This window comes from Devosia sp. SL43 (assembly GCF_021729885.1).
Lineage (GTDB): Bacteria > Pseudomonadota > Alphaproteobacteria > Rhizobiales > Devosiaceae > Devosia.
In genome coordinates, this window is sequence record NZ_CP063401.1 from 1,503,156 (window position 1) to 1,525,215 (window position 22,060).

The 22,060-nt window shown below is 62.2% G+C and carries 25 protein-coding genes; 9 read left to right on the forward strand and 16 right to left on the reverse strand.

Annotated elements, in window-relative coordinates:
- The first annotated feature begins 29 nt into the window (after positions 1-29).
- Positions 30-815: an META domain-containing protein gene (locus IM737_RS07430; RefSeq protein WP_236899284.1), complete on the forward strand. Its 786-nt coding sequence runs from the start codon at positions 30-32 to the stop codon at positions 813-815.
- Positions 816-875: 60 nt separating this feature from the next.
- Complete coding sequence (locus tag IM737_RS07435; protein WP_236899285.1) at positions 876-1,499, forward strand: nucleoside deaminase; 624 nt, start codon at positions 876-878, stop codon at positions 1,497-1,499.
- Between the two features lie 10 nt (positions 1,500-1,509).
- Here IM737_RS07435 and IM737_RS20940 read toward each other — a convergent pair whose 3' ends face one another.
- Together IM737_RS20940 and IM737_RS20945 are read right to left on the reverse strand one after the other, a co-directional pair.
- The gene (locus tag IM737_RS20940; protein ID WP_272906553.1) at positions 1,510-1,635 is read right to left on the reverse strand and encodes a hypothetical protein; all 126 of its coding nucleotides are present in this window, start codon (positions 1,633-1,635) and stop codon (positions 1,510-1,512) included.
- A 28-nt stretch (positions 1,636-1,663) separates the two neighbouring features.
- Complete coding sequence (locus IM737_RS20945) at positions 1,664-1,795, reverse strand: hypothetical protein (protein WP_272906554.1); 132 nt, start codon at positions 1,793-1,795, stop codon at positions 1,664-1,666.
- A gap of 178 nt (positions 1,796-1,973) precedes the next feature.
- Here IM737_RS20945 and otsB point away from each other — a divergent pair, with 178 nt between their 5' ends.
- The gene (otsB, locus tag IM737_RS07440; RefSeq protein WP_236899286.1) at positions 1,974-2,750 is read left to right on the forward strand and encodes a trehalose-phosphatase; all 777 of its coding nucleotides are present in this window, start codon (positions 1,974-1,976) and stop codon (positions 2,748-2,750) included.
- Positions 2,751-2,774: 24 nt separating this feature from the next.
- A complete protein-coding gene (locus tag IM737_RS07445; protein ID WP_236899287.1) occupies positions 2,775-4,190 on the forward strand; it encodes an alpha,alpha-trehalose-phosphate synthase (UDP-forming) in 1,416 nt (471 codons plus the stop codon).
- On the opposite strand, the gene IM737_RS07450 is transcribed toward IM737_RS07445, so the two are convergent.
- From IM737_RS07450 to IM737_RS07470, 5 genes are all read right to left on the reverse strand, one after another.
- The gene (locus tag IM737_RS07450; RefSeq protein ID WP_236899288.1) at positions 4,187-5,077 is read right to left on the reverse strand and encodes a 2-dehydropantoate 2-reductase; all 891 of its coding nucleotides are present in this window, start codon (positions 5,075-5,077) and stop codon (positions 4,187-4,189) included. The two genes, IM737_RS07445 and IM737_RS07450, sit on opposite strands and share 4 nt — an antisense overlap.
- Before the next feature lie 66 nt (positions 5,078-5,143).
- Positions 5,144-6,745, reverse strand: a complete 1,602-nt coding sequence (locus tag IM737_RS07455) for a DEAD/DEAH box helicase (protein WP_236899289.1) — start codon at positions 6,743-6,745, stop codon at positions 5,144-5,146.
- A 543-nt stretch (positions 6,746-7,288) separates the two neighbouring features.
- Positions 7,289-8,077 (reverse strand): molybdopterin-dependent oxidoreductase, encoded by a 789-nt coding sequence (locus IM737_RS07460; RefSeq protein WP_236899290.1) that lies wholly within the window; start codon positions 8,075-8,077, stop codon positions 7,289-7,291.
- A complete protein-coding gene (locus IM737_RS07465) occupies positions 8,074-8,925 on the reverse strand; it encodes a cytochrome b/b6 domain-containing protein (RefSeq protein ID WP_236899291.1) in 852 nt (283 codons plus the stop codon). The genes IM737_RS07460 and IM737_RS07465 overlap by 4 nt, the downstream gene beginning before the upstream one ends.
- Before the next feature lie 84 nt (positions 8,926-9,009).
- Positions 9,010-9,396 carry a hypothetical protein gene (locus IM737_RS07470; RefSeq protein WP_236899292.1) on the reverse strand — a complete coding sequence of 129 codons (387 nt, stop codon included), beginning with the start codon at positions 9,394-9,396 and terminating at the stop codon, positions 9,010-9,012.
- A gap of 169 nt (positions 9,397-9,565) precedes the next feature.
- Here IM737_RS07470 and IM737_RS07475 point away from each other — a divergent pair, with 169 nt between their 5' ends.
- Complete coding sequence (locus IM737_RS07475) at positions 9,566-10,117, forward strand: sigma-70 family RNA polymerase sigma factor (RefSeq protein ID WP_236899293.1); 552 nt, start codon at positions 9,566-9,568, stop codon at positions 10,115-10,117.
- Positions 10,114-10,752 carry an NrsF family protein gene (locus IM737_RS07480; protein WP_236899294.1) on the forward strand — a complete coding sequence of 213 codons (639 nt, stop codon included), beginning with the start codon at positions 10,114-10,116 and terminating at the stop codon, positions 10,750-10,752. The genes IM737_RS07475 and IM737_RS07480 overlap by 4 nt, the downstream gene beginning before the upstream one ends.
- A gap of 140 nt (positions 10,753-10,892) precedes the next feature.
- Here the strand turns inward: IM737_RS07480 and IM737_RS07485 are convergent, their stop codons facing one another.
- Positions 10,893-11,540, reverse strand: coding sequence for a ThuA domain-containing protein (locus tag IM737_RS07485; RefSeq protein WP_236899295.1), 648 nt, complete (start codon positions 11,538-11,540; stop codon positions 10,893-10,895).
- Between the two features lie 66 nt (positions 11,541-11,606).
- Positions 11,607-12,068, reverse strand: coding sequence for a GtrA family protein (locus tag IM737_RS07490; protein ID WP_236899296.1), 462 nt, complete (start codon positions 12,066-12,068; stop codon positions 11,607-11,609).
- 306 nt (positions 12,069-12,374) lie between these two features.
- Here IM737_RS07490 and IM737_RS07495 point away from each other — a divergent pair, with 306 nt between their 5' ends.
- On the forward strand, positions 12,375-13,979 hold the full coding sequence (locus tag IM737_RS07495) for a bifunctional metallophosphatase/5'-nucleotidase (protein ID WP_236899297.1): 1,605 nt from the start codon (positions 12,375-12,377) through the stop codon (positions 13,977-13,979).
- Positions 13,980-14,119: 140 nt separating this feature from the next.
- Positions 14,120-14,491 carry a hypothetical protein gene (locus IM737_RS07500; RefSeq protein ID WP_236899298.1) on the forward strand — a complete coding sequence of 124 codons (372 nt, stop codon included), beginning with the start codon at positions 14,120-14,122 and terminating at the stop codon, positions 14,489-14,491.
- A 58-nt stretch (positions 14,492-14,549) separates the two neighbouring features.
- Here the strand turns inward: IM737_RS07500 and IM737_RS07505 are convergent, their stop codons facing one another.
- A complete protein-coding gene (locus IM737_RS07505; RefSeq protein WP_236899299.1) occupies positions 14,550-14,798 on the reverse strand; it encodes a GlsB/YeaQ/YmgE family stress response membrane protein in 249 nt (82 codons plus the stop codon).
- A gap of 221 nt (positions 14,799-15,019) precedes the next feature.
- Between IM737_RS07505 and IM737_RS07510 the strand changes: the two genes are divergently transcribed.
- Entirely contained in the window at positions 15,020-15,514 is a 495-nt protein-coding gene (locus IM737_RS07510) for a hypothetical protein (RefSeq protein WP_236899300.1), read from the forward strand.
- 67 nt (positions 15,515-15,581) lie between these two features.
- On the opposite strand, the gene IM737_RS07515 is transcribed toward IM737_RS07510, so the two are convergent.
- From IM737_RS07515 to IM737_RS07540, 6 genes are all read right to left on the reverse strand, one after another.
- On the reverse strand, positions 15,582-16,625 hold the full coding sequence (locus IM737_RS07515; protein WP_236899301.1) for a Gfo/Idh/MocA family protein: 1,044 nt from the start codon (positions 16,623-16,625) through the stop codon (positions 15,582-15,584).
- A gap of 167 nt (positions 16,626-16,792) precedes the next feature.
- Positions 16,793-17,581: a ThuA domain-containing protein gene (locus IM737_RS07520; protein WP_236899302.1), complete on the reverse strand. Its 789-nt coding sequence runs from the start codon at positions 17,579-17,581 to the stop codon at positions 16,793-16,795.
- 179 nt (positions 17,582-17,760) lie between these two features.
- A complete protein-coding gene (locus tag IM737_RS07525; RefSeq protein WP_236899303.1) occupies positions 17,761-18,768 on the reverse strand; it encodes an ABC transporter ATP-binding protein in 1,008 nt (335 codons plus the stop codon).
- A 12-nt stretch (positions 18,769-18,780) separates the two neighbouring features.
- Positions 18,781-19,626, reverse strand: a complete 846-nt coding sequence (locus IM737_RS07530) for a carbohydrate ABC transporter permease (protein ID WP_236899304.1) — start codon at positions 19,624-19,626, stop codon at positions 18,781-18,783.
- Positions 19,626-20,606 carry a carbohydrate ABC transporter permease gene (locus IM737_RS07535; protein WP_236899305.1) on the reverse strand — a complete coding sequence of 327 codons (981 nt, stop codon included), beginning with the start codon at positions 20,604-20,606 and terminating at the stop codon, positions 19,626-19,628. Before IM737_RS07535 ends, IM737_RS07530 begins: the two co-directional genes overlap by 1 nt.
- Positions 20,607-20,697: 91 nt before the next feature.
- The gene (locus tag IM737_RS07540; RefSeq protein WP_236899306.1) at positions 20,698-21,966 is read right to left on the reverse strand and encodes an ABC transporter substrate-binding protein; all 1,269 of its coding nucleotides are present in this window, start codon (positions 21,964-21,966) and stop codon (positions 20,698-20,700) included.
- Positions 21,967-22,060 lie beyond the last annotated feature (94 nt).

The following is a 22,060-nucleotide window of genomic DNA, read 5'->3' on the forward strand; positions in this document are numbered from 1 at the left end:
CTTGCCGCCGCGGCGATCGGGAGGACGATATGTTTGTTTCAAGACTGTTGCGCACGGGGTTGGCACTACTGACACTGCTGACGCTTGTTTCCGCTGCCGCCGCCGATGATGTGACCTTCACGGGCGAAGTCACCTATCGCGAACGCATGCTGCTGCCGCCTGACTCAGCGCTGACAATTACTTTGGTGAGCCTGCCCGATCAGAGCCCGATCACCAGCGCCACCGCAGTCCTGGCCGACAGGGCGGCCTCGCCTATCCAGTTTACCCTTAACGTGCGCAGCACTGTATTGGCGAGCGGCGGGCAATACGGCCTTGTGGCGCAGATCATGTTGGCTGGCGGCGGCAGCTTCACCAATGTGGAACCGCTGCTGGTTGATCCCGCCGATCCGGAACGCAACCTTATCGAGGTCGCATTCCTCGCTCCACCGCCACACGACCCGCCTGTCGAAATCCTGCCCGTCGAACCGATCGAACCCTTGAGCCCGCTGCTTGACACCGCCTGGCGCGTCATCGGCATCGGCGGCGATCCGGTTCTGGCCGATACCGAGGTTACCCTGTCCATTGCCGGCGACCGCCGCGCTGGTGGCAACGGGGGGTGCAACAACTATTTCACCGAAGCCAGCTTCGACCTGACGCCGCTCTCCTTCGGCCCCGTCGCCGGCACCAGGATGGCCTGCACGCCCGCAACTATGGAACAAGAGGCAGCCTATTTCGCTGCACTTAGGACCACGACCGGCTACGAGCTGTCGGGCAATTCGCTGTCACTGGTCGATGCCATCGGCGTGCCGATCGTCGAGCTCGTCCGCCTGCAGTGACGCCCTTCCCATTGGTCGGGTGGCTGGCTAGGCTGGCCACCTGATTTTCTTGGGGCCACCATGGATAGCGCTGTACTCGTCACCCGCCTGCTCGACGTCATCGAAATCGACGTCGCCGCCAAGACGCAAAGGGGCGTGGCCGGTGGCAACAAGCTGTTCGGAGCAGCAATCCTGCGCAAGTCCGATCTGTCGCTGGTGATTGCCGAAACCAACAACGAGACCGAAAACCCGCTCTGGCACGGCGAAATGCACGCCATCAAGCGGTTCTTCGAACTGCCGGCCGATCAGCGTCCGGCGACTAAGGACTGCATCTTCCTCGCCACGCACGAGCCATGCTCGCTCTGCCTGTCCGGCATCACCTGGTCGGGCTTCGACAATTTCTATTATCTGTTCAGCTACGAGGACACCCGCGACAGCTTCGGCATTCCGCACGACATCGCCATTCTCAAGGAAGTCTACGCCGTGCCCGATCCGGAAAACGGCACGGTGTCCCCCGATCGTCCGCTCTATAACCGGATCAACAAGTTCTGGCAGAGCCACAGCATCATCCAGATGATTGCCGGGCTCGACCGCAGCAGCCGCGAGGCGCTGCTATCCCGGCTGGACGACATCAACGCCTTCTACAACGATGTGTCCGCCGCCTATCAGAAGACCAAGGGCAGCAAGGGCATCCCGCTGGCTTAGTGAGCGTAGACTATTCGTGGCTTGCGATGGCCACGGTCGTCACGAACTCGCTGCGCGGCGCTTCGGCAAAGGAAGCCGCAAAGGTCAGGAAGCTGATGGCAACGGCGAAGAGGGCGGTGAGCAGGATCTGGGTCATTTTGTTGGGTCCGGAAATGGCGTGATGCTTAGTTGACGGTGGCTTCGATACGCACAGCGCCATCGAGCTTGGTCAGACCGGCATGGTGAGTGGGCAGCACACCTGCGAAGAACAGGTTGAACAGCATTCCCACAAGGGCGGTGAACAGCATCGGAGGCATGGTCGTTTCGGCTTTCTTGTCAGTGTGACCCTCCTCTAGCGGGCACGCGTTGAACCGCTCACGAATGCGTCATTAATGTTCCGTTCAGATTGTCGGCCTCTGCATGTCAGCCATGTGAAGCGAACCAAACCGGCAGCCGCGCGTTGGGTCTACCGAACCAATCCGAGTGAGGCCTGCCATGTCGCAGATCGATAACATCGACCCTAACGCCATTCCGCACCTGGCGATCTTCACCGACTTCGACGGAACCCTGGTCGAGCTGGCGGAAACACCCGACGAGATCGATGTGCCGGTTTCCCTTGCGCACCAGCTGGAACGCGCTGCGCGCGAGTTCGACAGCGCCTTTGCCGTTCTGACGGGCCGCGAAATCGCCGATATCGACAAGTTCCTGTCGCCGCTGCTGCTGCCTATTGCCGGTGCCCACGGTACGCAGCGTCGTCGTGCCGATGGCTTTGTCGAAACGGTCGACCCGGCTTCGATACTGGGCGCTGAAGAAATCGCGCACGCAGTGCAGCCCTTGCTCATCGCTCATCCAAGCCTGCTCATGGAAACCAAAGAGGGCGCAGTGGCCCTGCACTACCGCCAGGCGCCGGAGCTGGAGACAGCCGTGCGCATTGCCATGGAAGAGGCGCTGCACAGCGTCACCGACTTCGAACTGGTTCCCGGCAAGATGGTGCTTGAGGCCCGGCCACGCGGCGTCAGTAAGGGCGAGGCGTTGCGCGCCTTCATGCGCGAAGAGCCCTTTGTCGGTCGTACCCCGATCTTCATCGGCGACGACACCACTGACGAAGACGCCTTCATCGCCGCCCAGGAACTGGGTGGCGTGGGCATCAAGCTGGGTGAGGGCGACACCGCTGCACGCATGAGGATTGCCAATGTCGCGTCCGTTCACGCCCTGATCCAGGGGCTCGGCGATATCGCCGCCCGCGATCGCGAGTATGCGCTGACGCACTGATTTGATGGACTGAAGGGGCACTGCATGAGCCGATTAATCGTTGTATCGAACCGCACGCCGGGCAAGGGCCCGGCGGCGGGCGGCTTGGCTGTTGCCCTGCGCAAGACGCTGGCTGAACGCGAGGGATTTTGGTTCGGTTGGTCTGGTGATCTTGTCGAGACACCGTCAAGCGAAGCCAGGTTTCAGGACATTGACGGCCTCTCAGTCGCCCAGATCGACCTGACGCGCGACGATCACCACGCCTACTATGCCGGCTTTTCCAACTCGATCCTCTGGCCCAGCTTCCATCTGCGGCTCGACCTCGCCACCATCGAGGCGCATTGGTACGAAGGCTATCGCTCCGTCAATGTGCAGTTCGCCCGCGCGCTGCTGCCGCTGCTGAGGCCCGACGACGTCATCTGGGTGCACGACTACCACCTGATTCCACTGGCGACGGAGCTTCGCAATCTGGGGGCGAGAAACCGCATCGGCTTCTATCTCCACATCCCCTTCCCCACGCCCGACGCGCTCTACGCCATCCCGCACCATCAGGAACTGATGCGCGACCTGTCGCGCTACGATCTGGTCGGCATGCAGGCGAACCGAGACGTCAGCGCCTTTACTGAATTCTCCGAGCACCAGTCGCCGTCGAGCCTGTCGGGCAGTCCGCTCAAGTCGGTCGATTTCAGTCGCACCGAGGTCGCGGCCTTCCCCATCGGCTCGGACCCGGACGCCTTTGCGCGCCTTTCCGTCAGCGCTGCCGCCACCAAGATGGTCAAGCGCATGGAGCGATCGCTGCATGGCCAGAACCTGATCCTGGGTGTCGATCGTCTGGACTATTCAAAGGGCCTGCCGCAGCGCGTGGAGGCCTATGAAAAGCTTCTTGCCAATGACGGCCGCTTCCGCCGGCAGGTACATCTGCTGCAGGTGGCGCCGCCGTCACGCGACACGATCAAGGAATATCAGGAAACCAGCGACACCCTCGACGCAATCTGCGGCCGCGTCATGGGTCGCTTCGCCGAACCGGACTGGCAGCCGCTCACCTACGTCAAGCGCGCCTATGGCCAACCCAGCCTCGCCGGGCTCTATCGCCTCGCCCGGGTGGGCCTCGTGACCCCGCTGCGTGACGGCATGAACCTGGTCGCGCACGAATATGTTGGCTCGCAGAACCCAGCCGATCCCGGTGTACTGGTCTTGTCGCGTTTCGCCGGTGCGGCCGAGATTTTCGAAGACGCGGTCCTGGTCAATCCCTTCGACACCGACGAAACCGGCGAAGCGCTGCGCATGGCGCTCGATATGCCGCTCGACGAGCGTATCGCCCGCTGGCAGAGCCTGATGGCCGCGGCGAGACGGCACAATGTCGACGACTGGAGCAGGAGCTTCATCGACCGCCTGGCGCCGAGCACATCGGGTGACGGCACATCGACGCGGGATATTCTCTATCTGGCGTCCGTCGCCTAGCGCGACGCCCAGGGACTGCCCGCCGCGCCGAGCAAAGTCACCAACATCTTGTTCACCGGCGTTGGAATGCCATGCTTGGTCCCCAGGCGAACGATGACGCCATTGCGGGCATCGATCTCCATCTGGTTCCCCGCAAGACGATCGGCGTGGAGAGATCCACCGACTGCGCCCTCGGGCATACCGCGCGAACTGGCGATCGTGTTGACGATCACGCTGTCCGGAATCGTGGCACCCTCGGCGCGACCGACCGCCACGCATTCCTCGACCAGCCCGCGCACGATCGCCGCCAGATCGTCGCTCCAGACGGGGCCGGTCGCGCGCAGGGTCAGCGCCGGAACGACGGCCCCGCAATTGCCCGCCAGCTTGATCCACGCCTGCGACAGAAAATCGGCATGCGCCGCCGCCTCGATCTCGGAATGGGCGAACAGCGCAGCAAAATCCTCGCCATTGCGTCCAGCCGGCACGGCGATGATACCGTGGCGGCTTTGCACGATCCGCCCCGGCGCATTGCGCGCCGCCGGCAGGTTGATCATAACGGGCACCAGGCGTTCCGCCGGCACGAGATGCTCGAACAGGCGGACATGCTCCACCCCGTTCTGGATGATGGCCACGCGCGTTTCGGGTCCAACCAGCCGGTCCAGCCAGCGTTTGGTCGAATCCACATCATAGGTCTTGGTCGCCACGAGCACCCAATCGACGGTTTCTGCCAGGGCGGGATCGGTGATCACTCTCGGCCTTGCCGTGATCATCCCGCTTGGCGTTTCGACCCGCAGATCGTCCAGCGGCGTGCGAGCACAGAGCGTGATGGCAAAATCGGGGTTCTGCGCCAGCCATGCGGCGACGGTGCCGCCGATGGCGCCGGGTCCGATAAGGGCAATCGTGGTCATGGCGCACTCCAACGAAAAAGGGCGGCCACATGGGCCGCCCTTCTCATAACCGATTCCGTGTGAGGTTTATGCGCGACCGCGCTGGCGATCGGCATTGGAGCGACCGCCGGTGCGGACAGCGTCCTTCTGCGTCTTGCCCCAGCGCTGCTTGGTCTTGTCGCCGGCCGGCTTGTTGTTGGCCATTGGCTTGCCTGTTTCCATATCGCGACGCACGGCCCGAGCCGGCGCGGCGGCACCGTCAACCGGACGCGTGCGCGGTGCGCTTTCCGGACGGGTGCGTGGCGCACTATCCGGGCGCGTACGAGCCGCTTCGGTTGCCGGACGGGCACGCGGGGTGTCCGAAGGCTGATGATGCGGCTGCGGCCGACCGCCGGTCTCCTTGGAGAACTCGGCGAAGGGACGGCGCTCTGCCGGCGAACGACGATCAGCCTGAGGCGCGCGCGGGTTCTTGGACGAACGCGGACCAGGACGGCCACCGGATGGCTTCTTGTAGGCCGAACGGGGCGCTTCGATCACACCGGTCTCGTTGGCAAGATGCAGGTTGCCGCTCTGCGGCAGCGTGCGGCGGATCAGGCGCTCGACATCGCGCAGCTTGTCGCGCTCGGTACCATCGCACAGGGTGATGGCAATGCCCGAGGCGCCGTTGCGGCCAGTGCGGCCGATACGGTGAACGTAGTTCTCCGGATCGTCTGGCAGCTCGTAGTTCACCACATGGGTGATGCCGGGCACGTCGATACCGCGCGCTGCGATATCGGTTGCAACGAGGATACGCACGTCACCCGAGGAAAAGCCCTTGAGGGCCGCCTGGCGGGCATTCTGGCTCTTGTTGCCGTGGATCGCCGCAGCCTTGTGACCATCGATCTCGAGGTTCTTCGCCACGCGATCGGCGCCATGCTTGGTGCGCGCGAAGATGATCACGCGTTCCATGGCTTCTTCTTCGTTGGCCAGCAGCTCATTGAGCACGCCGCGCTTGGCCTTGGAACCGGAAAGGATCACGCGCTGGTCGATCTTGATCACGGTAGAACCGGCAACCGACGCATCGACACGCACCGGCTCATTGAGCAGGGTCTTGGCGAGATCGGCGACTTCGGGGGCCATGGTGGCCGAGAACATCATGGTCTGGCGCTTGACGCCGATCGCCTTGGCGACAGCGCGGACCGGAGCGATGAAGCCCATGTCGAGCATACGGTCGGCCTCGTCGAGCACGAACCAGCGGGTTTCGTTGAGCTTGATCTTGCCGTCGTCCATCAGGTCCTTGAGGCGACCAGGAGTGGCGACCGTGATATCGACGCCGCGCTCGAGGCGCTTGACCTGATGGTAGCGCGACACGCCGCCCAGCAGCAGAACGGTATCAAGCTTCATCTTGCTGCCGGCAAACTTGCGGATGGCTTCGTCGATCTGGACGGCCAGTTCGCGCGTCGGGGCAAGAATGAGGGCGCGGGTGGTCATCGGCCGCGGACGGCCGGTGAGGGTGAGAAGGCCAGCCAAGATCGGCAGGCCGAAGGCCGCCGTCTTGCCCGAACCGGTCTGGGCAATGCCCATCATGTCCCGGCCTTCGAGAAGCTTCGGGATGGCCTGGAGCTGGATCTTGGTGGGCTCGGTAAAGCCTCCGGCAGTCAGGCTGTCGGTAATCAGGGTCGGCAGGCCGAGGGAAATAAAGTCGTTCAAGTGAACACGTCTTTCTGCGCCACATGGCGCTTGGGGCGCGCAGAACAATGCAGCGCGCAAATCGCCATTCCACATGGGAACAGCGGATCAACAGGTGCAATCGGGCGATAAGAGGGAGATATCGCGCGGGTGCTGGCTCGAACCCGGACAAACTGTTTCCGGGCTGACTTCGCCGCTCACCGCAGGGGATAAGAAGTGAAGTCCGTCACCAAAGTTCTGGCGCCAGCGGATCCAACAAAGGTCCATGCGCCGGTGACGATCGCGGTGATATGGGGCAAGGCGCCTGAAATAGCAAGGAAATTCGGGCTTGCAGGACGCATGGCGGAGTTGCGTTCCTCCACTTCCCCTTACCCAAAGGGCAGTTGAGGGGGCAAAAATCTCACTCGCCCACCAGACAGCACCTCCCCCTTGATGGGGGAGGCTGGGAGGGGGTGATGGCAGCCCCGATACCGGCTAAACACCCCCACCCTTGATCCCTCCCCACAAGGGGGAGGGTGTCGACTGGATCATCGAAGCTCACTTAATCCAAAAAGCGAGAAACCCTCAAATCCCCGCATACCAGTCATAGCCAGTATCTTCCCAATACCCGCCCCTGCCCTTGCCGAAGCTAGACAGGTCATCCACCAGTTCGATCGTGTGCAGGTATTTCGGTTGCTTGTAGCCCAGCGCCCGCTCAATCCGCAGGCGTACCGGCGCGCCGTTGCTCACCGGCAGCACCTGGTCGTTAAGGCCGTAGCTCAGGATCGACTGCGGGTGATAGGCGTCGATCAGGTCCGAGCTGGTATAGTACAAAATATCGCCCGACAGCGTCCGCTGGATATTGTCGAAGCAGTGATAGACGCAGAACTTCGCTGTCGGCTTGACGCGCGCCATGTCGAGGATCGGCCCCAGCGGCGTGCCGGTCCATTTGGCAATGCAGCTCCAGCCTTCGACGCAGTCGTGCCGGGTGATCTGACTGCGCGCCGGCATATTGCGCAGCTCGTCGAGCGAGAATTCCAGCGGCTGCTCGACCATGCCAATGACCTTGAGCTTGTAGCTGGCGAAGTTCTCCGCCTTGAGGAACATATATTCCGGCGTCGTCGGATCGGTGGAGCCGTTGGGCCGCTGCCCCTGGCGGATTTCGCTCGGGGCATATTCGCGCGCCAGCGTCTGGCTGCCGATGATGGCCCGCTGCGCCTGGTAGGTCAGCACATTGGCTCGTTCCATGATCTGCCGGGCGGGCCCGCTCTTGTCGGCCAGGAAATCGAATTGGTCGCAACCTGCCAGGACTAGGCCTGAGCCCGCCAGCACCGAGCTGCGCAGAAAATTGCGGCGCGTGAGAATGGCGCTCATGGCTTGTCTCCTTCGACGGTGGGTGTGCCGGGGCTGGCGCGATACCAGCCTGTGATCATCGAGCGCAGCTCGTTGATCGGCCCCGCTGCAAGCACCATGATGATGTGGATAATGAAGAAGCCGACCAGCAACAGCATGACGATGAAATGGATCGTCCGCGCCGTCTGCCGCCCGCCGAAAATGTCGAGCATCCACGGCGCGATCGCGTTGATGCCAGGGCTCATGGTCAGGCCAGTGGCTACGATCAGGGGGAACAGTACGAAGAACACACCGAAATAAGCGATGCGCTGCAATGGTCCATAAGTCCGGCCATGATGAAAGCGCAGCGTGGCGTGGTCCACCACATCCTTTGGCACTCCGGCCACGTCCTTGGGCCGCACAATAATGTCGCGGCGGATATGGCCGTTGATGAAGCTGGCGAGGAACCAGATGAACATCGTGCCGACGAAAATCCAACCAAAGAAGAAATGCACCACGCGGCCAGTGCCGAGGTCCCGATAGGACGGGATGGTCACCGAGCCCGGAAACGCGGTGAAGGTCGGTCGCTCGGCCGACCCGCTCATACCCAGGCCGATGGCCGTGGTGTCGATCGTCTGGCCGAAGATCGTGGTCTGAGCACGCGGCCCGGCATCGGTATTGATGGCGCCGATCTCGAGGATTGCATTCTCGAACTCGAAGCCCGATTGCTGGCCGATATAGAGCGCTGGATGGGCGTTGAAGATTTGCAGGCCCGTCAGCAGCAGGAAGAACAGGCAGATCGCCCAGATCCAGTGCGTCACCCGCGTCCAGATCGATTGACGATAGATCAGCGGCCCTTTGGCCGCTGGCAGACTGGTCGCTTCTGTCATGCTCTTCCCCCTATGGTCGCATTTGCCCCGCGACACACCAAGCAACGGTATCCCGCGAGGCGAATGGCGAACATCACATAAATGTTATGGCTTGGGCGCCATCGCGTCAGCCGGGGCCATAGCATCGGCAGGTGCCATTGCATCGGCGGGAGCCATTGCATCGGCGGGAGCCATGGCGTCTGCGGGAGCCATAGCGTCAGCAGGCGCCATGGCGTCCGGGATCATACCGTTATGCATGCCGTGGCAGGCGTCGCTCGCCACCTTCATCACTTCGGGGAAAGTGATCATGCCGGCTTGCTCGAGGCACATCTTGAGATCGTCGTCGCTCATAGGGGCCATGGCGCCCATGGCGTCGGCCGGGGCCATCGCATCAGTGGCAGGGGCCATCGCGTCCTGGGCGAAGCTGGGAGCGGCGGCAAAGGCGACTGCGGCAACAGCCGCGAGGGAAAGAGTGCGCAGGGCGAACGTCATGTTCTGTCTCCAGAATTTGACCACGCCCCAACGGCGCGGTTCATGCCCTGCCATTCGGGGCTCGTGTTCAAGGCGTTACGCGATAACGGTCTCGTGATTGAGAATTCTGCGTTTCAAACTTGTTGGCCCGCATGTAACCTCTGCAGCGCAGGGAGCGAATGACACCACAATGCAGACTGATCCGATCGAAACGCGGCTGCGAGATCTGATGCTCGCATCGCTCGACGGCGACGCAGCGGCCTATAGGTCTCTGCTGGCCGAACTCGGTCGACATCTGCGCCCGTATTTCACCCGGCGGCTCACCCCCGCCTTTGCATCGCACGCGGAGGATCTCGTGCAGGAGACTCTGCTGGCTATCCACACCCGCCGCATGACCTATGACCGGACCCGCCCCTTCACGGCGTGGCTGCATGCGGTTGCGCATCACAAGTTCGTCGACCATGTGCGCCGGCAGTCCATCCGGCTGACAGTGCCGCTGGAAGATGACGCGCCAATCTTTGCCCATGACGACAGTGCCGACGCCACGGCGCGACGAGACCTCGATAGAGTGCTCGATGCCGTGCCCGCGCGCACCAGCGACCTCATCCGCCGCACCAAGGTTGCCGGCGAGTCGGTTGCAGAAGCCGCCGCCGCCCATGGCATCTCCGAGACGGCTGCAAAGGTTTCCATTCATCGCGGCCTCAAGTCGCTGATGACGCGCTTCGCGGGAGGCGAGAAATGACCGACGACCTCATCGCCCGCCTCTCGTCCGACCTCAAGCCCGTGCGCCCCATGGCAATGCATCGCCTGTTGGTCGCCGCCGTGGTGGTCAGCGGCCTTGTCGCCATCGTGGCCATGAACATGTGGCTGGGCATGCGCGCGGATATCGCCACGGCGCCGATGACGATGATGTTCTGGACCAAGTTTGGCTACACGCTGGCTGTAGCGGTGCTCGGCGGATTTGCAACGCTCGCGCTCGCACGGCCGATCGGCGCAGCGCGCTGGCCGTGGCTTGCTATCGGCGTATTGGCGATCCTTTTGGTGATCGGAGCCGCCTGGCAGCTTATGCAAGCCGAACCGGACGACATGATGCCGCTCGTCATCGGCGGCACGTCACTCGTTTGCCCATGGCGCATCGTCGTCCTGGGACTGCCCGTGCTGCTTGGCGCCATTCTCGCCCTGCGCCGCTTTGCCCCTGCCAACCCAACCCTGGCCGGCTTCGCCGCCGGCATCATGGCCGGTGGAACCGGAGCCTGGGTCTATTCTTTCGCCTGCGGTGAAAACGGCATGATGTTCCTGGCGCTCTGGTATTCGCTGGGGATATTGATCGTTGGAGCGCTTGGAGCGGTGCTGGGGCGGTTCCTACTTCGGTGGTAGGCGCAACAAGTCTGCCGACACCCACCAGCCGTCACCCTCGGGCTTGACCCGAGGGCTCTTAACTTGCTGGACGTTGGGTAAGTACAGGGCCCTCGGGTCAAGCCCGATGGTGACGATCGAGTTCGGGAAAGCTTGGGCCGTTATTCCTCCCGTGCCGCCCAATTTACCCCGCGCCGCAGCATCGTTGCCATTTCGCGATTCTCGAATTCCTTGGCCTGATGGCCCAGTGTCGAGTGAAACACGCGTCCCTTGCCGTGCTGCCGCTTCCACGCCACGGGCATCTTCACCCCCTCGATCCACGGCGCATGCTCGCCCGTGAATGTCGTGGTCGCCAGCACGTGGTTGGAGGGGTCGACATGCATGTAATACTGCTCGGACGTGTAGGGGAACGACTTGATCCCCGCCATGATGGGATCGAGCGGATCGGCGACGTCGACCGTGTAGTCGATGATATTGCCCGGATGGGCCACCCACTGGCCGCCCACCATGAACTGATAGTCCACCGCATCGCGGAAAGCGTCGCTCATGCCACCGTGGTGGCCCGCAAGCCCTACCCCGCCAGCAACAGCCTTGGTGAGGTTTTCGACTTCTCCCTTCTCGATCGTGCTCATCGTGAAGATGGGGACGATCAGGCTCAGGCTGTGAATGGAAGGGTCGGCGAAGGCGCTCGTCTCGGTCGCCATGCGCACCGAGAACCCGTCCTCGTGCAGCCAGCGGCGATAGATGGCGGCGCACTCCTCGGGGTCATGTCCCGACCAGCCGCCATAGACGATCAATGCACTCTTCATACCGCAAACTCCGCAAATCAACGGTGCGGAGAATACGAAGCCTGAACCGCTATTGAAACCCCGGCATCATGCCGCAACGGTGGCAGTAACTCGGCCGCGGGCGAAGGCCCAGCTGCGCAGCACTAGGTAGTTGACGCCCGAGGTGAGCCCGATGACCAGCATCGACGCAAAGAATGTCGGCAGCGAGAGCACGCCATTGATGACGAACGAGAACACCGCCGCCAGCACCAGCGCCATTGCCTGGACGGCGAAATAGCGCGGGAAGGCCTGGACATGCGAGGCGTCGGAATCGAACGAAAAGCGCCGGTGCATCAGATAGACCGGAAGGATGGTCGCCGCGTAGCAGGCCGCGTTGATCATCCAGCGTTCAGCGTCCGGATCGAGCCACATGACCAGGGTCGACAGCATCACGAATGCAGCGGCGCCGGTCGCCCCGATGCCGATGAAATTGAACACGCCAACCAGTGGATTGGGGCTTGGCACCGAACGGGGCACATCGCGCATCAGGCTCTGCAGGGCGGCACTCATGACAGCGATGTTGTCCTGTTCTGGCGGGCAATGACGAGCATAGTCGCTCAGCACTCTTTCACCCGCGTTACCCCGGATAAGGTCGTCAGCGCAGTTTTGCGCGATGGTTGATGATTGTTGAAGCTCCACAGGCGCATGCCACCCATGAACTTTGACCAAAAGGTCCACTTTTCACTGTCACAAAAGACTGGTTAACTAGTGTTTCGCTGTGGCCCGGGCGTGCTTGTCCGTTGGGGGATCGCAAGATTTGCGAGCGCCGCCAGGTCGCGGGACTGAACTGCCGTCAAGCAACAAAGGATAACAGGGATGAAAAGACTACTTCTCGGCGCTACGGCGCTCACCCTCTGCGCCGGTTTCTCGGGCGCGGCCCACGCAGATTTCACGCTGAACATCCTGCATATCAACGACTTCCACTCGCGCTTCGACCCCATCACCGGCACCGATTCCAACTGCGATGCCGAGACCGACGCTGCGGGCGAATGCTTTGGCGGCATTGCGCGCCTCAAGACCATCATCGACGACACCCGCGCCAAGTACGAAGCCGGCAATTCGCTGCTGCTCTCGGCCGGCGACAATTTCCAGGGCTCGCTCTACTACACCACCTACAAGTCCAAGGTCGTTTCAGACTTCTTCAACCAGATGGGTTTCGACGTGGTCGCCACGGGCAACCATGAATTTGATGACGGCCCGGAAGAGTTCATGAAGTTCATCGAGGCGGCCGAATTCCCCATCATCGGCGGCAATTTCGACGTCACCCGCGACCCTAACCTTGCCGGCAAGATCAAGGGTTCGATCGTCATCGAAGTCGGCGGAGAAAAGATCGGCATCATCGGCGCCACTACCGAGGACACTCCTGAGATCGCCTCGCCTGGTGAAAATGTCGAGTTCACCGACGTGATCCAGTATGTCCGTGGCGCGTCCGAGGCCCTCGACGCAGCCGGCGTGAACAAGATCATCCTGCTCAGCCATATCGGCTACACGGTCGACATGGACGTCGCTGCAGCCCTGCCGCTGGTCGACGTCATCGTCGGCGGTCACAGCCATTCCCTGCTCGGCTCGATGGAAGGCGCCGCTGGTCCCTATCCGACCATGGTCACCAATCCCGATGGCGTGGAAGTGCCGGTGGTGCAGGCCAACCAGTATGGCAAGTATCTCGGCGATATCGCCATCACCTGGGATGACAATGGCGTCGTCACCAAGGCCGAAGGCGAGCCCTTCCTGATCGACGCTTCTGTCACCGGCAACGAAGACTTCAAGGGTCAGCTTGCTGCCCTGGCGGCGCCGATCGAGGAAGCCATGTCTGTCGTGATCGGCACCACCACTGGCCCGATCGATGGTGCCCGTGAAAGCTGCCGCGCCGTCGAATGCCAGATGGGTAACCTCGTCGCCGACGCCATGCTCGACCGCGTCGCCGACCAGGGGGCGACCATTGCCATAGCCAATGGCGGCGGTCTGCGCGCCTCCATTGATGCCGGTGAAATCACCAAGGGCGAAGTCATCACCGTCCTGCCCTTCTCCAACACCCTTGCTACCGTCGATATCTCGGGTGCCGATGTCATCGAAGCGCTGGAAAACGGCGTCAGCGACATCGAGAATGCCGCCGGCCGCTTCCCACAGGTGGCGGGCCTGAAGTACTCGTTCGATGTATCCAAGCCGGCTGGCGAACGCATCAGCGAGGTTCAGGTGCTGGTTGGCGGCGACGCCTGGGCACCAATCGACGAAGCCGCAACCTACACCATCGTCACCAACAACTATGTCCGTGGCGGCGGCGACGGCTACGGCACCTTTGCCGAAGGCGACAATGCCTATGACTTCGGCCCGCCGCTCGAGGAAGTCCTGGCCGACTACCTGGCCAAGCTGGGCGGCGAATACACGCCCTATACCGACGGCCGTATCACCGCGATCCAGTAGGTTCGGACCAGATTGAGCGAAGGGGCGCCTCGCGGGGCGCCCCTTTTCTTTGCGGCGTCGTCGCCCAAACTTTGACACCTTTTTCGACGACCCGCTTCACGGTCTCGTGAAGCGATCTATTTGATGATTTGGAGTTGACCATGAAGCGTCTCGTTATTGCCGCCGCAGCCATCGCTGCCACCCTGTCCCTGGCCGCCTGTGGCAACGCTCCCGAGCAACCTGCTGCCGAGACGCCCGCCGCCACGCCCGCTCCGGCCGCCGAGACCCCGGCTGCCGCTCCCGCCGTTAGCGGCGACACGGTCGTTCCCGGTACAGATATGACGGTCAACGACGCCATGGAGGCCGCGCAAGCCCAGGCCGCCAGCATGACTCCCGAACAGAAGCAGGCCGCCGTCGTCGAGGCGCGCACGCAGGCCGAGGCCGCAGCCAAGGCCGCAGGCATGACGGACGACCAGGTCAAGCAGGCCGGTGACGCCGCTGAGGCCGCCGCCAAGCAGATGCTGGGCCTTTAGCAACAAAAGTCCCGCCGGCAAGCACCGGCGGGACCTCGTCTTTCAGACCGATTCCAGCCTAGCCGCGCGCCAACTGCCGCCAGGCCAGCAGGATGATGACGGCGCCCACAATGGCGCCGATGAAGTTGGCGCCGTCCCCCGGTCCATACCAACCGACCGCCTGCCCCAGCCAGGTCGCCAGCACCGAGCCGATAATGCCGAGGACGGTGGTGAGAATGAACCCACTGGGCTTCTTGTCACCCGGTGTGACCCACTTGGCGATCATGCCCGCCAGAAATCCGATGATGATGGCCCAGACAATGCTCATATCGACGCTCCGTGTTGCTGATTGCATAAGTCGGAACCCCGCGTTCCGGTTGCAAGGCCGCCGCTACTCCGCCCCTCTTACGCCAGCTGGCGCCCTACTTCGCAGTGCCTTTTTGGCCGCTTTGGAGGGCACTCAAACCCACAAAATTGGAACTATCACCGCTCCGCGCGGTTTAGGGTCGTGTTCAAGTGGGGGGCACATCCCACAGTGGAGTAAGAATTATGACCAAAACTATGATCGCGACTGCTATTGCCGCCCTGATGATGTCCAGCGCTATGCCTGCCATGGCTGCCGGACTTTCGGTGGGCGCGGGAGCAGACACCGGGGTCGGCATCGACGCCTCGGGGCTGAGCGTTGAAGCAGGCACCAGCGCCACTGTCAGTGCGGCCGGCAATACCGGCAACATCCTGAACAAGACGCATGTCGCAGTGGCCACCTCGGTCGGCAGCACTGCCGACGTCGATCTTTCCGGCGTGGTCGAAGATTCGAGCGTCAACATCGTTCTGCTGTCGTCGCTGGAGGCCGACGTGGCCGCCCAGGTTTCGGCCGAACAGACAACCGACGCCAATGGCCTGAGCAATCTCCAGGCCAGCGTGGACAGCAATGCCACCATCAAGGCAAAGCTTGAAGCCGAGGGCTACGCCACCACCGATGTGGTAGCACTACAGACCAACGTGGACGGCTCCGTGATTGTCGTGGTGGACGACGCCGCGTAAAGCGCCATCCGCAAATGAGAAAACCCCGGCCATTGGCTGGGGTTTTTTGTTGTCCGGACGATGCATCCTAGACCTTGTGCTCGGTCCGATCCCGGTCGGTTACCGTTGCTAGATCCAGGACCTTCTGGATGTTGGTGGCGTGGCGGAAGCTCGGTTCGAGGTTCTTGCCGGCGCGGAACGCCTCAACGAAGCGCATATAGTTGGTCGGCACGGGATCCACCGCGACTTCCGTCCATGTGCCTGTCTCGGCATCTGCGCCCAGGCAGGTGAAGAGCTTGCTCCAGTCATGCCTATGCTGGATTTCCACCGACCCCAGGTCGCCATAGATGCGGAGCCGCAATTCGTTGAAATGGCCGGTCGCCCAGCGGCTCGCATGGATCACACCAAGGGCGCCATTCTCGAGCTGTGCCGTCATGGCAAAGCTGTCATTGGCGTCCAGCGAATATTCGCCGATCTGGTTGTTCTCGGCCTTGTCGAAGGTCTCCAGCCGGCAGAAGACCTGCGAAAAGTCGCTGCCCGCGCCGTAGGCGGCGAAATCGAGGATATGCACGCCGATATCGCCCAGCACGCCGTTGGAGCCGTGCTTTTTCGACAGGCGCCACAGCCACTGCGACTCGGTGCGCCAATCGCCCCAGGCCTTGCTCACCAGCCAGCTCTGCAGGTAGCTCGCCTCGAAATGCTTGACCTTGCCGACCTGGCCCGACTGCACGATCTCGCGCGCCTTCTGCAGCTGCGACACGTTGCGATAGGTCAGGTTGACCATGTTGATCAGGCCAAGCTGCTCGGCCGTCTCGGTCATTTCCATGGCCTTGGCATGGTCGGTGGCCAGCGGCTTCTCGCAGAAGACGTGCTTGCCGGCCTTGAGCGCCGCCATGGTCGTCGGATGGTGGATGGAGTCCGGGGTGACGTTGGCCACCGCATCGAACTCGCCCCAGGCCAAAGCCGCGTCGAGCGAGCCGAAGCCGCGCTCGATATTATGGGTCGTGTTGAACGCCTCCACCCGCGCCGGATCGACGTCCACGCCACCCGCCAGGGTCACGCCATCGATCGCCGCAAAATGCTTGGCATGCTGATTGGCCATGCCGCCGGTACCCAGAATGAGGATACGCATATTCGTTATTCCTGTATCGGCCACTCAGGGCCACCACGTTCCAAAACACTGGATGTCATTCCGGCGCAGGCCGGAATCCATCCTGAGATTTGCGCCAGTTCAGCCATCTCAGGATGGACCCCGGCCTGCGCTGGGGTGACACCGTGAGTATTGGGTGATTTGGGCTATTACTTCTTCACTTCGCCCGCATGATCGGACGCGCTGAGCTTGGCGCCGCGCTCTTCGATCTTCTCGATCGCCTCGCCGACCGGCGTGTTCGGTGCCTTCATCAGATGCGCATGGCGGGTGCCGTCAAAGGCCCAGTTGACCGCATTACGCAGCACCTGGCCGACATTGGCGTCGTGATAGGTCGGGTAGGTTTCGTGACCAGGGCGGAAGTAGAAGATGTTGCCGGCGCCGCGACGATAGGTCAGGCCGCTTCGGAACACTTCGCCACCCTGGAACCAGGACACGAAAACGGTTTCCAGCGGCTCCGGAACGCTGAAGGGCTCGCCATACATTTCTTCGTATTCAAGCTCGAAATAAGCCGGCAGCCCACGGGCGATCGGATGGCCCGGATTGACGACCCACAGGCGCTCGCGCTCGCCGGCTTCGCGCCAATGCAGGTTTGCCGGGGTGCCCATCAGGCCCTTGAAGACCTTGGAGTGATGGCCCGAATGCAGCACGATCAGCCCCATGCCCTGCCAGACATGTTCCATGACGCGCTTGACCACGGCATCATCGACCTTGTCATGCGCCGCATGACCCCACCAGACGAGCACGTCGGTATTGGCGAGTGCTTCCTCGGTGCAGCCGTGTTCTGGCTCTTGCAGCGTGGTGGTCTTCACCGAGAGATTGCTGTCCTGCGACAGCAGCTTGGCGATCTGGTTGTGCATGCCGTTGGGGTAGTTCTCGGCTACGACCTTGTTCTTCTGCTCGTGGACGTTTTCGCCCCAGACCAGTGTGCGGATCGGCATTTTCAGGCTCCTAGGTTGATTGGCAGGGCGGGGAGGCGCCGGCCTTTCGGTTGTTCTCGCGTTTTTCCCGCGAAAGTGGGAATCGCCCTTGCATCGAAGGGGGATTCCCGCTTTCGCGGGAATGACGCAGTGCTGGGTGTCGGTGGCGGATTAAAGGCCGCCACCTGATGCTTTAGCGCTTAGTGGACCGGCTTGCCTGCCGCGTCGAAGCGGTGGACTTTGCCTTCCATCGGCGAGATATGGACCGTGTCACCGCTCTTGTAGCTGTTGGCCCCATCGAGGCGCACCACAACCGGCTCTTCGGTGCCCATCTCCAGATAGACATAGGAGTCGGCACCAAGATTTTCGGTGTGGATGACCGTGCCTGACCAAACGCCGTTATCGGGCAAGATGGTGATGTGCTCGCCGCGAATGCCCACAGTATGTGCGTTGAACGGCCTGGCCTTGTCGCCGGCGATGAAGTTCATCTTGGGCGAACCGATGAACCCGGCCACGAACACCGAATTGGGGCTCTCATAGAGCTCCATGGGCGTGCCGACCTGCTCGACCAGACCATCGCGCAGCACGCAGATGCGGTCGGCCAGGGTCATGGCCTCGACCTGGTCATGCGTCACGTAGATCATGGTCACATTGTCCATGCTCTCATGCAGCTTGGCGATCTCGATTCGGGTGGCGACGCGCAAAGCCGCGTCGAGGTTCGACAGCGGCTCGTCGAACAGGAACACCTTGGGATCGCGGGTGATGGCCCGGCCAATGGCGACGCGCTGGCGCTGACCGCCCGAGAGCTGCTTGGGTAGGCGATCGAGATACTGCCGGATCTGCAGCATGTCGGCGGCCTTCTCGACGCGCCGCTTGATCTCTTCCTTGTCGTGACCCTTCTCGAGCGTTAGCCCGAACGCCATGTTCTCGTAGACCGTCATATGCGGATAGAGCGCGTAGGACTGGAACACCATGGCGATGCCGCGTTTGGACGGCGCCAAGGCATTGACCACCTTGCCGTCGAACAGCATCTCGCCGGAGGTGATGTCCTCAAGACCTGAGATCAGGCGGAGCAACGTGGACTTGCCGCAGCCCGACGGGCCGACGAACACCATGAATTCGCCCTTGCGGACATCGAGGTCCACGCCCTTGATCACTTCCACGGCGCCGAAGGCCTTGCGGATATTGCGAAGTTCGATACTTGCCATTTCTTGAGCCCTCTAACCCTTGACGCCGCCGGCGGTGAGGCCGGACACAATTTTGCGCTGGAATATCAGCACCAGGACGACCAGCGGGACCGTCACGATGACCGATGCCGCCATGATGATGCCCCACGGAATTTCATACTGAGAACCGCCCGACAGCAGCGCGATAGCCACCGGCACCGTGCGGGTATCGTTCGATGACGTGAAGGTCAGCGCGAACAGGAACTCGTTCCACGCGCCGATGAAAGCGAGCAGGCCTGTCGTCACCAGTGCCGGCCACATCAGCGGCATGAACACCTTGGTGATGATGACCCAGGGCGACGCACCATCGACGATGGCCGCTTCCTCGATTTCGATCGGCAGATCACGCATGAACGTGGTCAGCACCCACACCGTGAATGGCAGCGTGAAGATCGTGTAGCTGAAGATCAGCGCCCATGGCGTATTATAGATGCCCAGGGCACGGATCAGTTCGAACAGACCCGACAGCACCGCGATCTGCGGGAACATCGACACAGCCAAGATCACCATCAGCAAGAAACCGCGGCCACGGAACCGAACGCGGCTGAGGGCAAAGGCCGCCGTCACGGCCAGGAATAGCGCCAGGATAACGGTGACCGAAGCCACGAAAACCGAGTTGAGCAGATTGCGCGGGAAACTGCCCTGGCTGAACACCGCCTGGTAGTTTTCGAGGCTGAACGAGACCGGCCAATAGGTGACGCGGAAGATGTCGGTGCCCGATTTGAGGCTTGTCAGGATCGCGTAATAGAACGGAAAGACCGACACCACCACGATGAAGACGACAGCAGCATAGAACAGGATGGTCTTTGTGATCTTCCAGAGATCGAATGTCGCGGTCATCAGCGGTCTCCCCCGTCGAACCGAACCTTGCCCAGCCAGATATAGAGGATGGTCAGGATGGCGATGATCAGGAACAGCAGGGTCGACATGGCCGACCCGTAAGCGAACTTGTCGAAATCAAACAGGTTTTCGCGCGCCAGCACCGACATGGTCTTGGTGGCAGTGCTGTTGGGCGTCAGCACATAGATCAGGTCGAAGATGCGCAGGGCGTCGAGCAGGCGGAAGATGATCGCCACCATCAAGGCCGGGCGGACCAGCGGCAGCGTTATGCGGAAGAACTGCTTGACCGGATGGACGCCATCGATTTCGGCGGCCTCGTAGATATCCTTGGGCACCATCTGCAGGCCAGCCAGGATCAGCAGCGCCATGAACGGCGTCGTCTTCCAGATATCGACGATCAGCACGGCCGTCATTGCCGTCTCGGCCGTCGCGGTCCAGGCAACCTTCTGGCTCAGCAGGCCCAGGCGCATGCCCAGGTCGTTGAGAATGCCGAACTGGTCGTTCAGCATCCAGCTCCACATCTTGGCGGACACGATCGTGGGGATTGCCCACGGGATCAGGATGGCAGCGCGGACGATGCCACGCCCCTTGAATTCAGCGTTGAGTACCAGCGCCACGAGCATGCCGAGCACAGCCTCAAGGCTCACCGAGACGACGGCGAAGCGAAGCGTGTTCCAGACGGCATTCCACCAGGCCGGATCGGCGAGCAGGCCGCGATAGCGAACCGCCCCGCTCTCAAGCACCTGCACGCGCAAGTAATTGTCGAACCCGATCCACTGGGCGCCATCGATATTGTTCAGCGAGGCGTCGGTGAAGGAGAAATAGATCGACCGCAGGAGTGGCCAGCCGGCCACCACGGCCAGCGCAATCAGCATCGGCAGCAGGAACCATCGTGCGGCGCGCACGCGCTGCTGCATCAGTTCCGATTTGATCTTGCCGCCAGTCACCGCGACGGGCGCAGCCATCACATCTGTGGCCATTTTGGCATCCTCCCCATTGTTAACCAATCATTGCGCAAAGCGGGCGGCTGGGAAAGCCCAGCCGTCCGCTCTGCATGGGCGCTGGGAGGACTTACCAGGAGTCGCCCTTGAGATCGGTCAGGTCGGCTTCGAGCAGCTCGAGGTTCTCTGCACCGGTGCCGTTACCCGAAAGGGTGTTGTGGACGGCGCTCCAGAACAGCGAGGAGACCTCGTTGTACTTCACCTTGGTCGGTGCCGAAGGACGCGGCACGGCATTGAGGAAGATGTCCTTCCAGTTTGCCATGAACGGCGAGGCCGCCAGCACATCGGCGTCGTCATACAGCGACACAATGGTGGGCAGGTTGGACTGGTTGATCGCGCGTTCCTTCTGCACTTCGGTCGAGCTCAGGAACAGAGCCAGTTCGATGGCTGCTTCCGGATCGGGCGAGTACTTGGAAACAGCGACGTTCCAGCCGCCCAGCGTTGCCGCCGAACGTGCGCCTTCGCCGTCACCGGCGGGGAGCGGAGCCACGTCGAACTTGCCCTTGACGGCAGAGTCGTCGCCGCTGCCCAGCGCATAGGCATAGGGCCAGTTGCGGTGGAACACGGCATTGCCGAGCTGCCAAACGCCGCGGCTTTCTTCTTCCTGATAGGCCAGGTTACCTTCTGGCGAGATCGTCCCGATCCAGCTTGCAGCGCGATCGATAGCGGCAGCAGCCTGCGGGTTGTTGATCGAGATGGTGCCATCGGCTTCCACGATCTGGCCGCCGCCATTGGACATGACCCATTCCAGAGCATCACAGGTCAGGCCTTCATAGGCGTTGCCCTGGAACACGAAGCCCCACATTTCAGGGTTACCGGCAGCGCGCTCGGCATCCATGATTTCTTTGGCGGTCGCTTCCATCTCTGCCCAGGTCGTCGGCACGGGCTTGCTGTACTTCTCCAGCAGGTCGGTGCGGTAGAACAGGGCGGGCGCATCGGTGAAGGCCGGCAGGGCAACGAGCTTGCCGTCAACCGTCTGCGACTCGATGATCGAGGGGAAATGGTCGGCCACGACGCCGGCAGCGGCCTCGGTCAGGTCGAGGAACTGGTCGGCGAGCTGCGGGGCCCAGATCACATCGGTCTGGTACACGTCGATGTCGGTGTTGCCGGCAGCGAGCCACAGGCGATACTGGCCGAACTGGTCCGAGGTCGAGGACGGCATCGGCACGATCGTCACGGTATTGCCGGTGTCAGCTTCGAACTTGTCGAGCTGGCTGCGCAGGAACGCCAGGCCATTGCCAGTGTCGCCCGACACAATCGACAATTCAGCAGCCTGGGCCGAAGCGGCCACCAGCGTCACGCTCGTCAAAAGGCCGACGAGCAGCTTGTTGATTTTCATTAGATATCCTCCCGAATGAACCAACTGCCAGGGAGACACAGCTGTTCGGCCTGCGCATGTGCGCCGGCCTCGAACAGACTTCCTCCCCAAAAAG

What these genes read in the sequence shown, in the direction of transcription:
- IM737_RS07430 (WP_236899284.1), top strand. Translation starts at nt 30, where the DNA reads ATGTTTGTTTCAAGACTGTTGCGCACGGGGTTGGCACTACTGACACTG.
- IM737_RS07435 (WP_236899285.1), top strand. Translation starts at nt 876, where the DNA reads ATGGATAGCGCTGTACTCGTCACCCGCCTGCTCGACGTCATCGAAATC.
- IM737_RS20940 (WP_272906553.1), bottom strand. Translation starts at nt 1,635, where the DNA reads ATGACCCAGATCCTGCTCACCGCCCTCTTCGCCGTTGCCATCAGCTTC.
- IM737_RS20945 (WP_272906554.1), bottom strand. Translation starts at nt 1,795, where the DNA reads ATGCCTCCGATGCTGTTCACCGCCCTTGTGGGAATGCTGTTCAACCTG.
- otsB (WP_236899286.1), top strand. Translation starts at nt 1,974, where the DNA reads ATGTCGCAGATCGATAACATCGACCCTAACGCCATTCCGCACCTGGCG.
- IM737_RS07445 (WP_236899287.1), top strand. Translation starts at nt 2,775, where the DNA reads ATGAGCCGATTAATCGTTGTATCGAACCGCACGCCGGGCAAGGGCCCG.
- IM737_RS07450 (WP_236899288.1), bottom strand. Translation starts at nt 5,077, where the DNA reads ATGACCACGATTGCCCTTATCGGACCCGGCGCCATCGGCGGCACCGTC.
- IM737_RS07460 (WP_236899290.1), bottom strand. Translation starts at nt 8,077, where the DNA reads ATGAGCGCCATTCTCACGCGCCGCAATTTTCTGCGCAGCTCGGTGCTG.
- IM737_RS07465 (WP_236899291.1), bottom strand. Translation starts at nt 8,925, where the DNA reads ATGACAGAAGCGACCAGTCTGCCAGCGGCCAAAGGGCCGCTGATCTAT.
- IM737_RS07470 (WP_236899292.1), bottom strand. Translation starts at nt 9,396, where the DNA reads ATGACGTTCGCCCTGCGCACTCTTTCCCTCGCGGCTGTTGCCGCAGTC.
- IM737_RS07475 (WP_236899293.1), top strand. Translation starts at nt 9,566, where the DNA reads ATGCAGACTGATCCGATCGAAACGCGGCTGCGAGATCTGATGCTCGCA.
- IM737_RS07480 (WP_236899294.1), top strand. Translation starts at nt 10,114, where the DNA reads ATGACCGACGACCTCATCGCCCGCCTCTCGTCCGACCTCAAGCCCGTG.
- IM737_RS07485 (WP_236899295.1), bottom strand. Translation starts at nt 11,540, where the DNA reads ATGAAGAGTGCATTGATCGTCTATGGCGGCTGGTCGGGACATGACCCC.
- IM737_RS07490 (WP_236899296.1), bottom strand. Translation starts at nt 12,068, where the DNA reads ATGAGTGCCGCCCTGCAGAGCCTGATGCGCGATGTGCCCCGTTCGGTG.
- IM737_RS07495 (WP_236899297.1), top strand. Translation starts at nt 12,375, where the DNA reads ATGAAAAGACTACTTCTCGGCGCTACGGCGCTCACCCTCTGCGCCGGT.
- IM737_RS07500 (WP_236899298.1), top strand. Translation starts at nt 14,120, where the DNA reads ATGAAGCGTCTCGTTATTGCCGCCGCAGCCATCGCTGCCACCCTGTCC.
- IM737_RS07505 (WP_236899299.1), bottom strand. Translation starts at nt 14,798, where the DNA reads ATGAGCATTGTCTGGGCCATCATCATCGGATTTCTGGCGGGCATGATC.
- IM737_RS07510 (WP_236899300.1), top strand. Translation starts at nt 15,020, where the DNA reads ATGACCAAAACTATGATCGCGACTGCTATTGCCGCCCTGATGATGTCC.
- IM737_RS07515 (WP_236899301.1), bottom strand. Translation starts at nt 16,625, where the DNA reads ATGCGTATCCTCATTCTGGGTACCGGCGGCATGGCCAATCAGCATGCC.
- IM737_RS07520 (WP_236899302.1), bottom strand. Translation starts at nt 17,581, where the DNA reads ATGCCGATCCGCACACTGGTCTGGGGCGAAAACGTCCACGAGCAGAAG.
- IM737_RS07525 (WP_236899303.1), bottom strand. Translation starts at nt 18,768, where the DNA reads ATGGCAAGTATCGAACTTCGCAATATCCGCAAGGCCTTCGGCGCCGTG.
- IM737_RS07530 (WP_236899304.1), bottom strand. Translation starts at nt 19,626, where the DNA reads ATGACCGCGACATTCGATCTCTGGAAGATCACAAAGACCATCCTGTTC.
- IM737_RS07535 (WP_236899305.1), bottom strand. Translation starts at nt 20,606, where the DNA reads ATGGCCACAGATGTGATGGCTGCGCCCGTCGCGGTGACTGGCGGCAAG.
- IM737_RS07540 (WP_236899306.1), bottom strand. Translation starts at nt 21,966, where the DNA reads ATGAAAATCAACAAGCTGCTCGTCGGCCTTTTGACGAGCGTGACGCTG.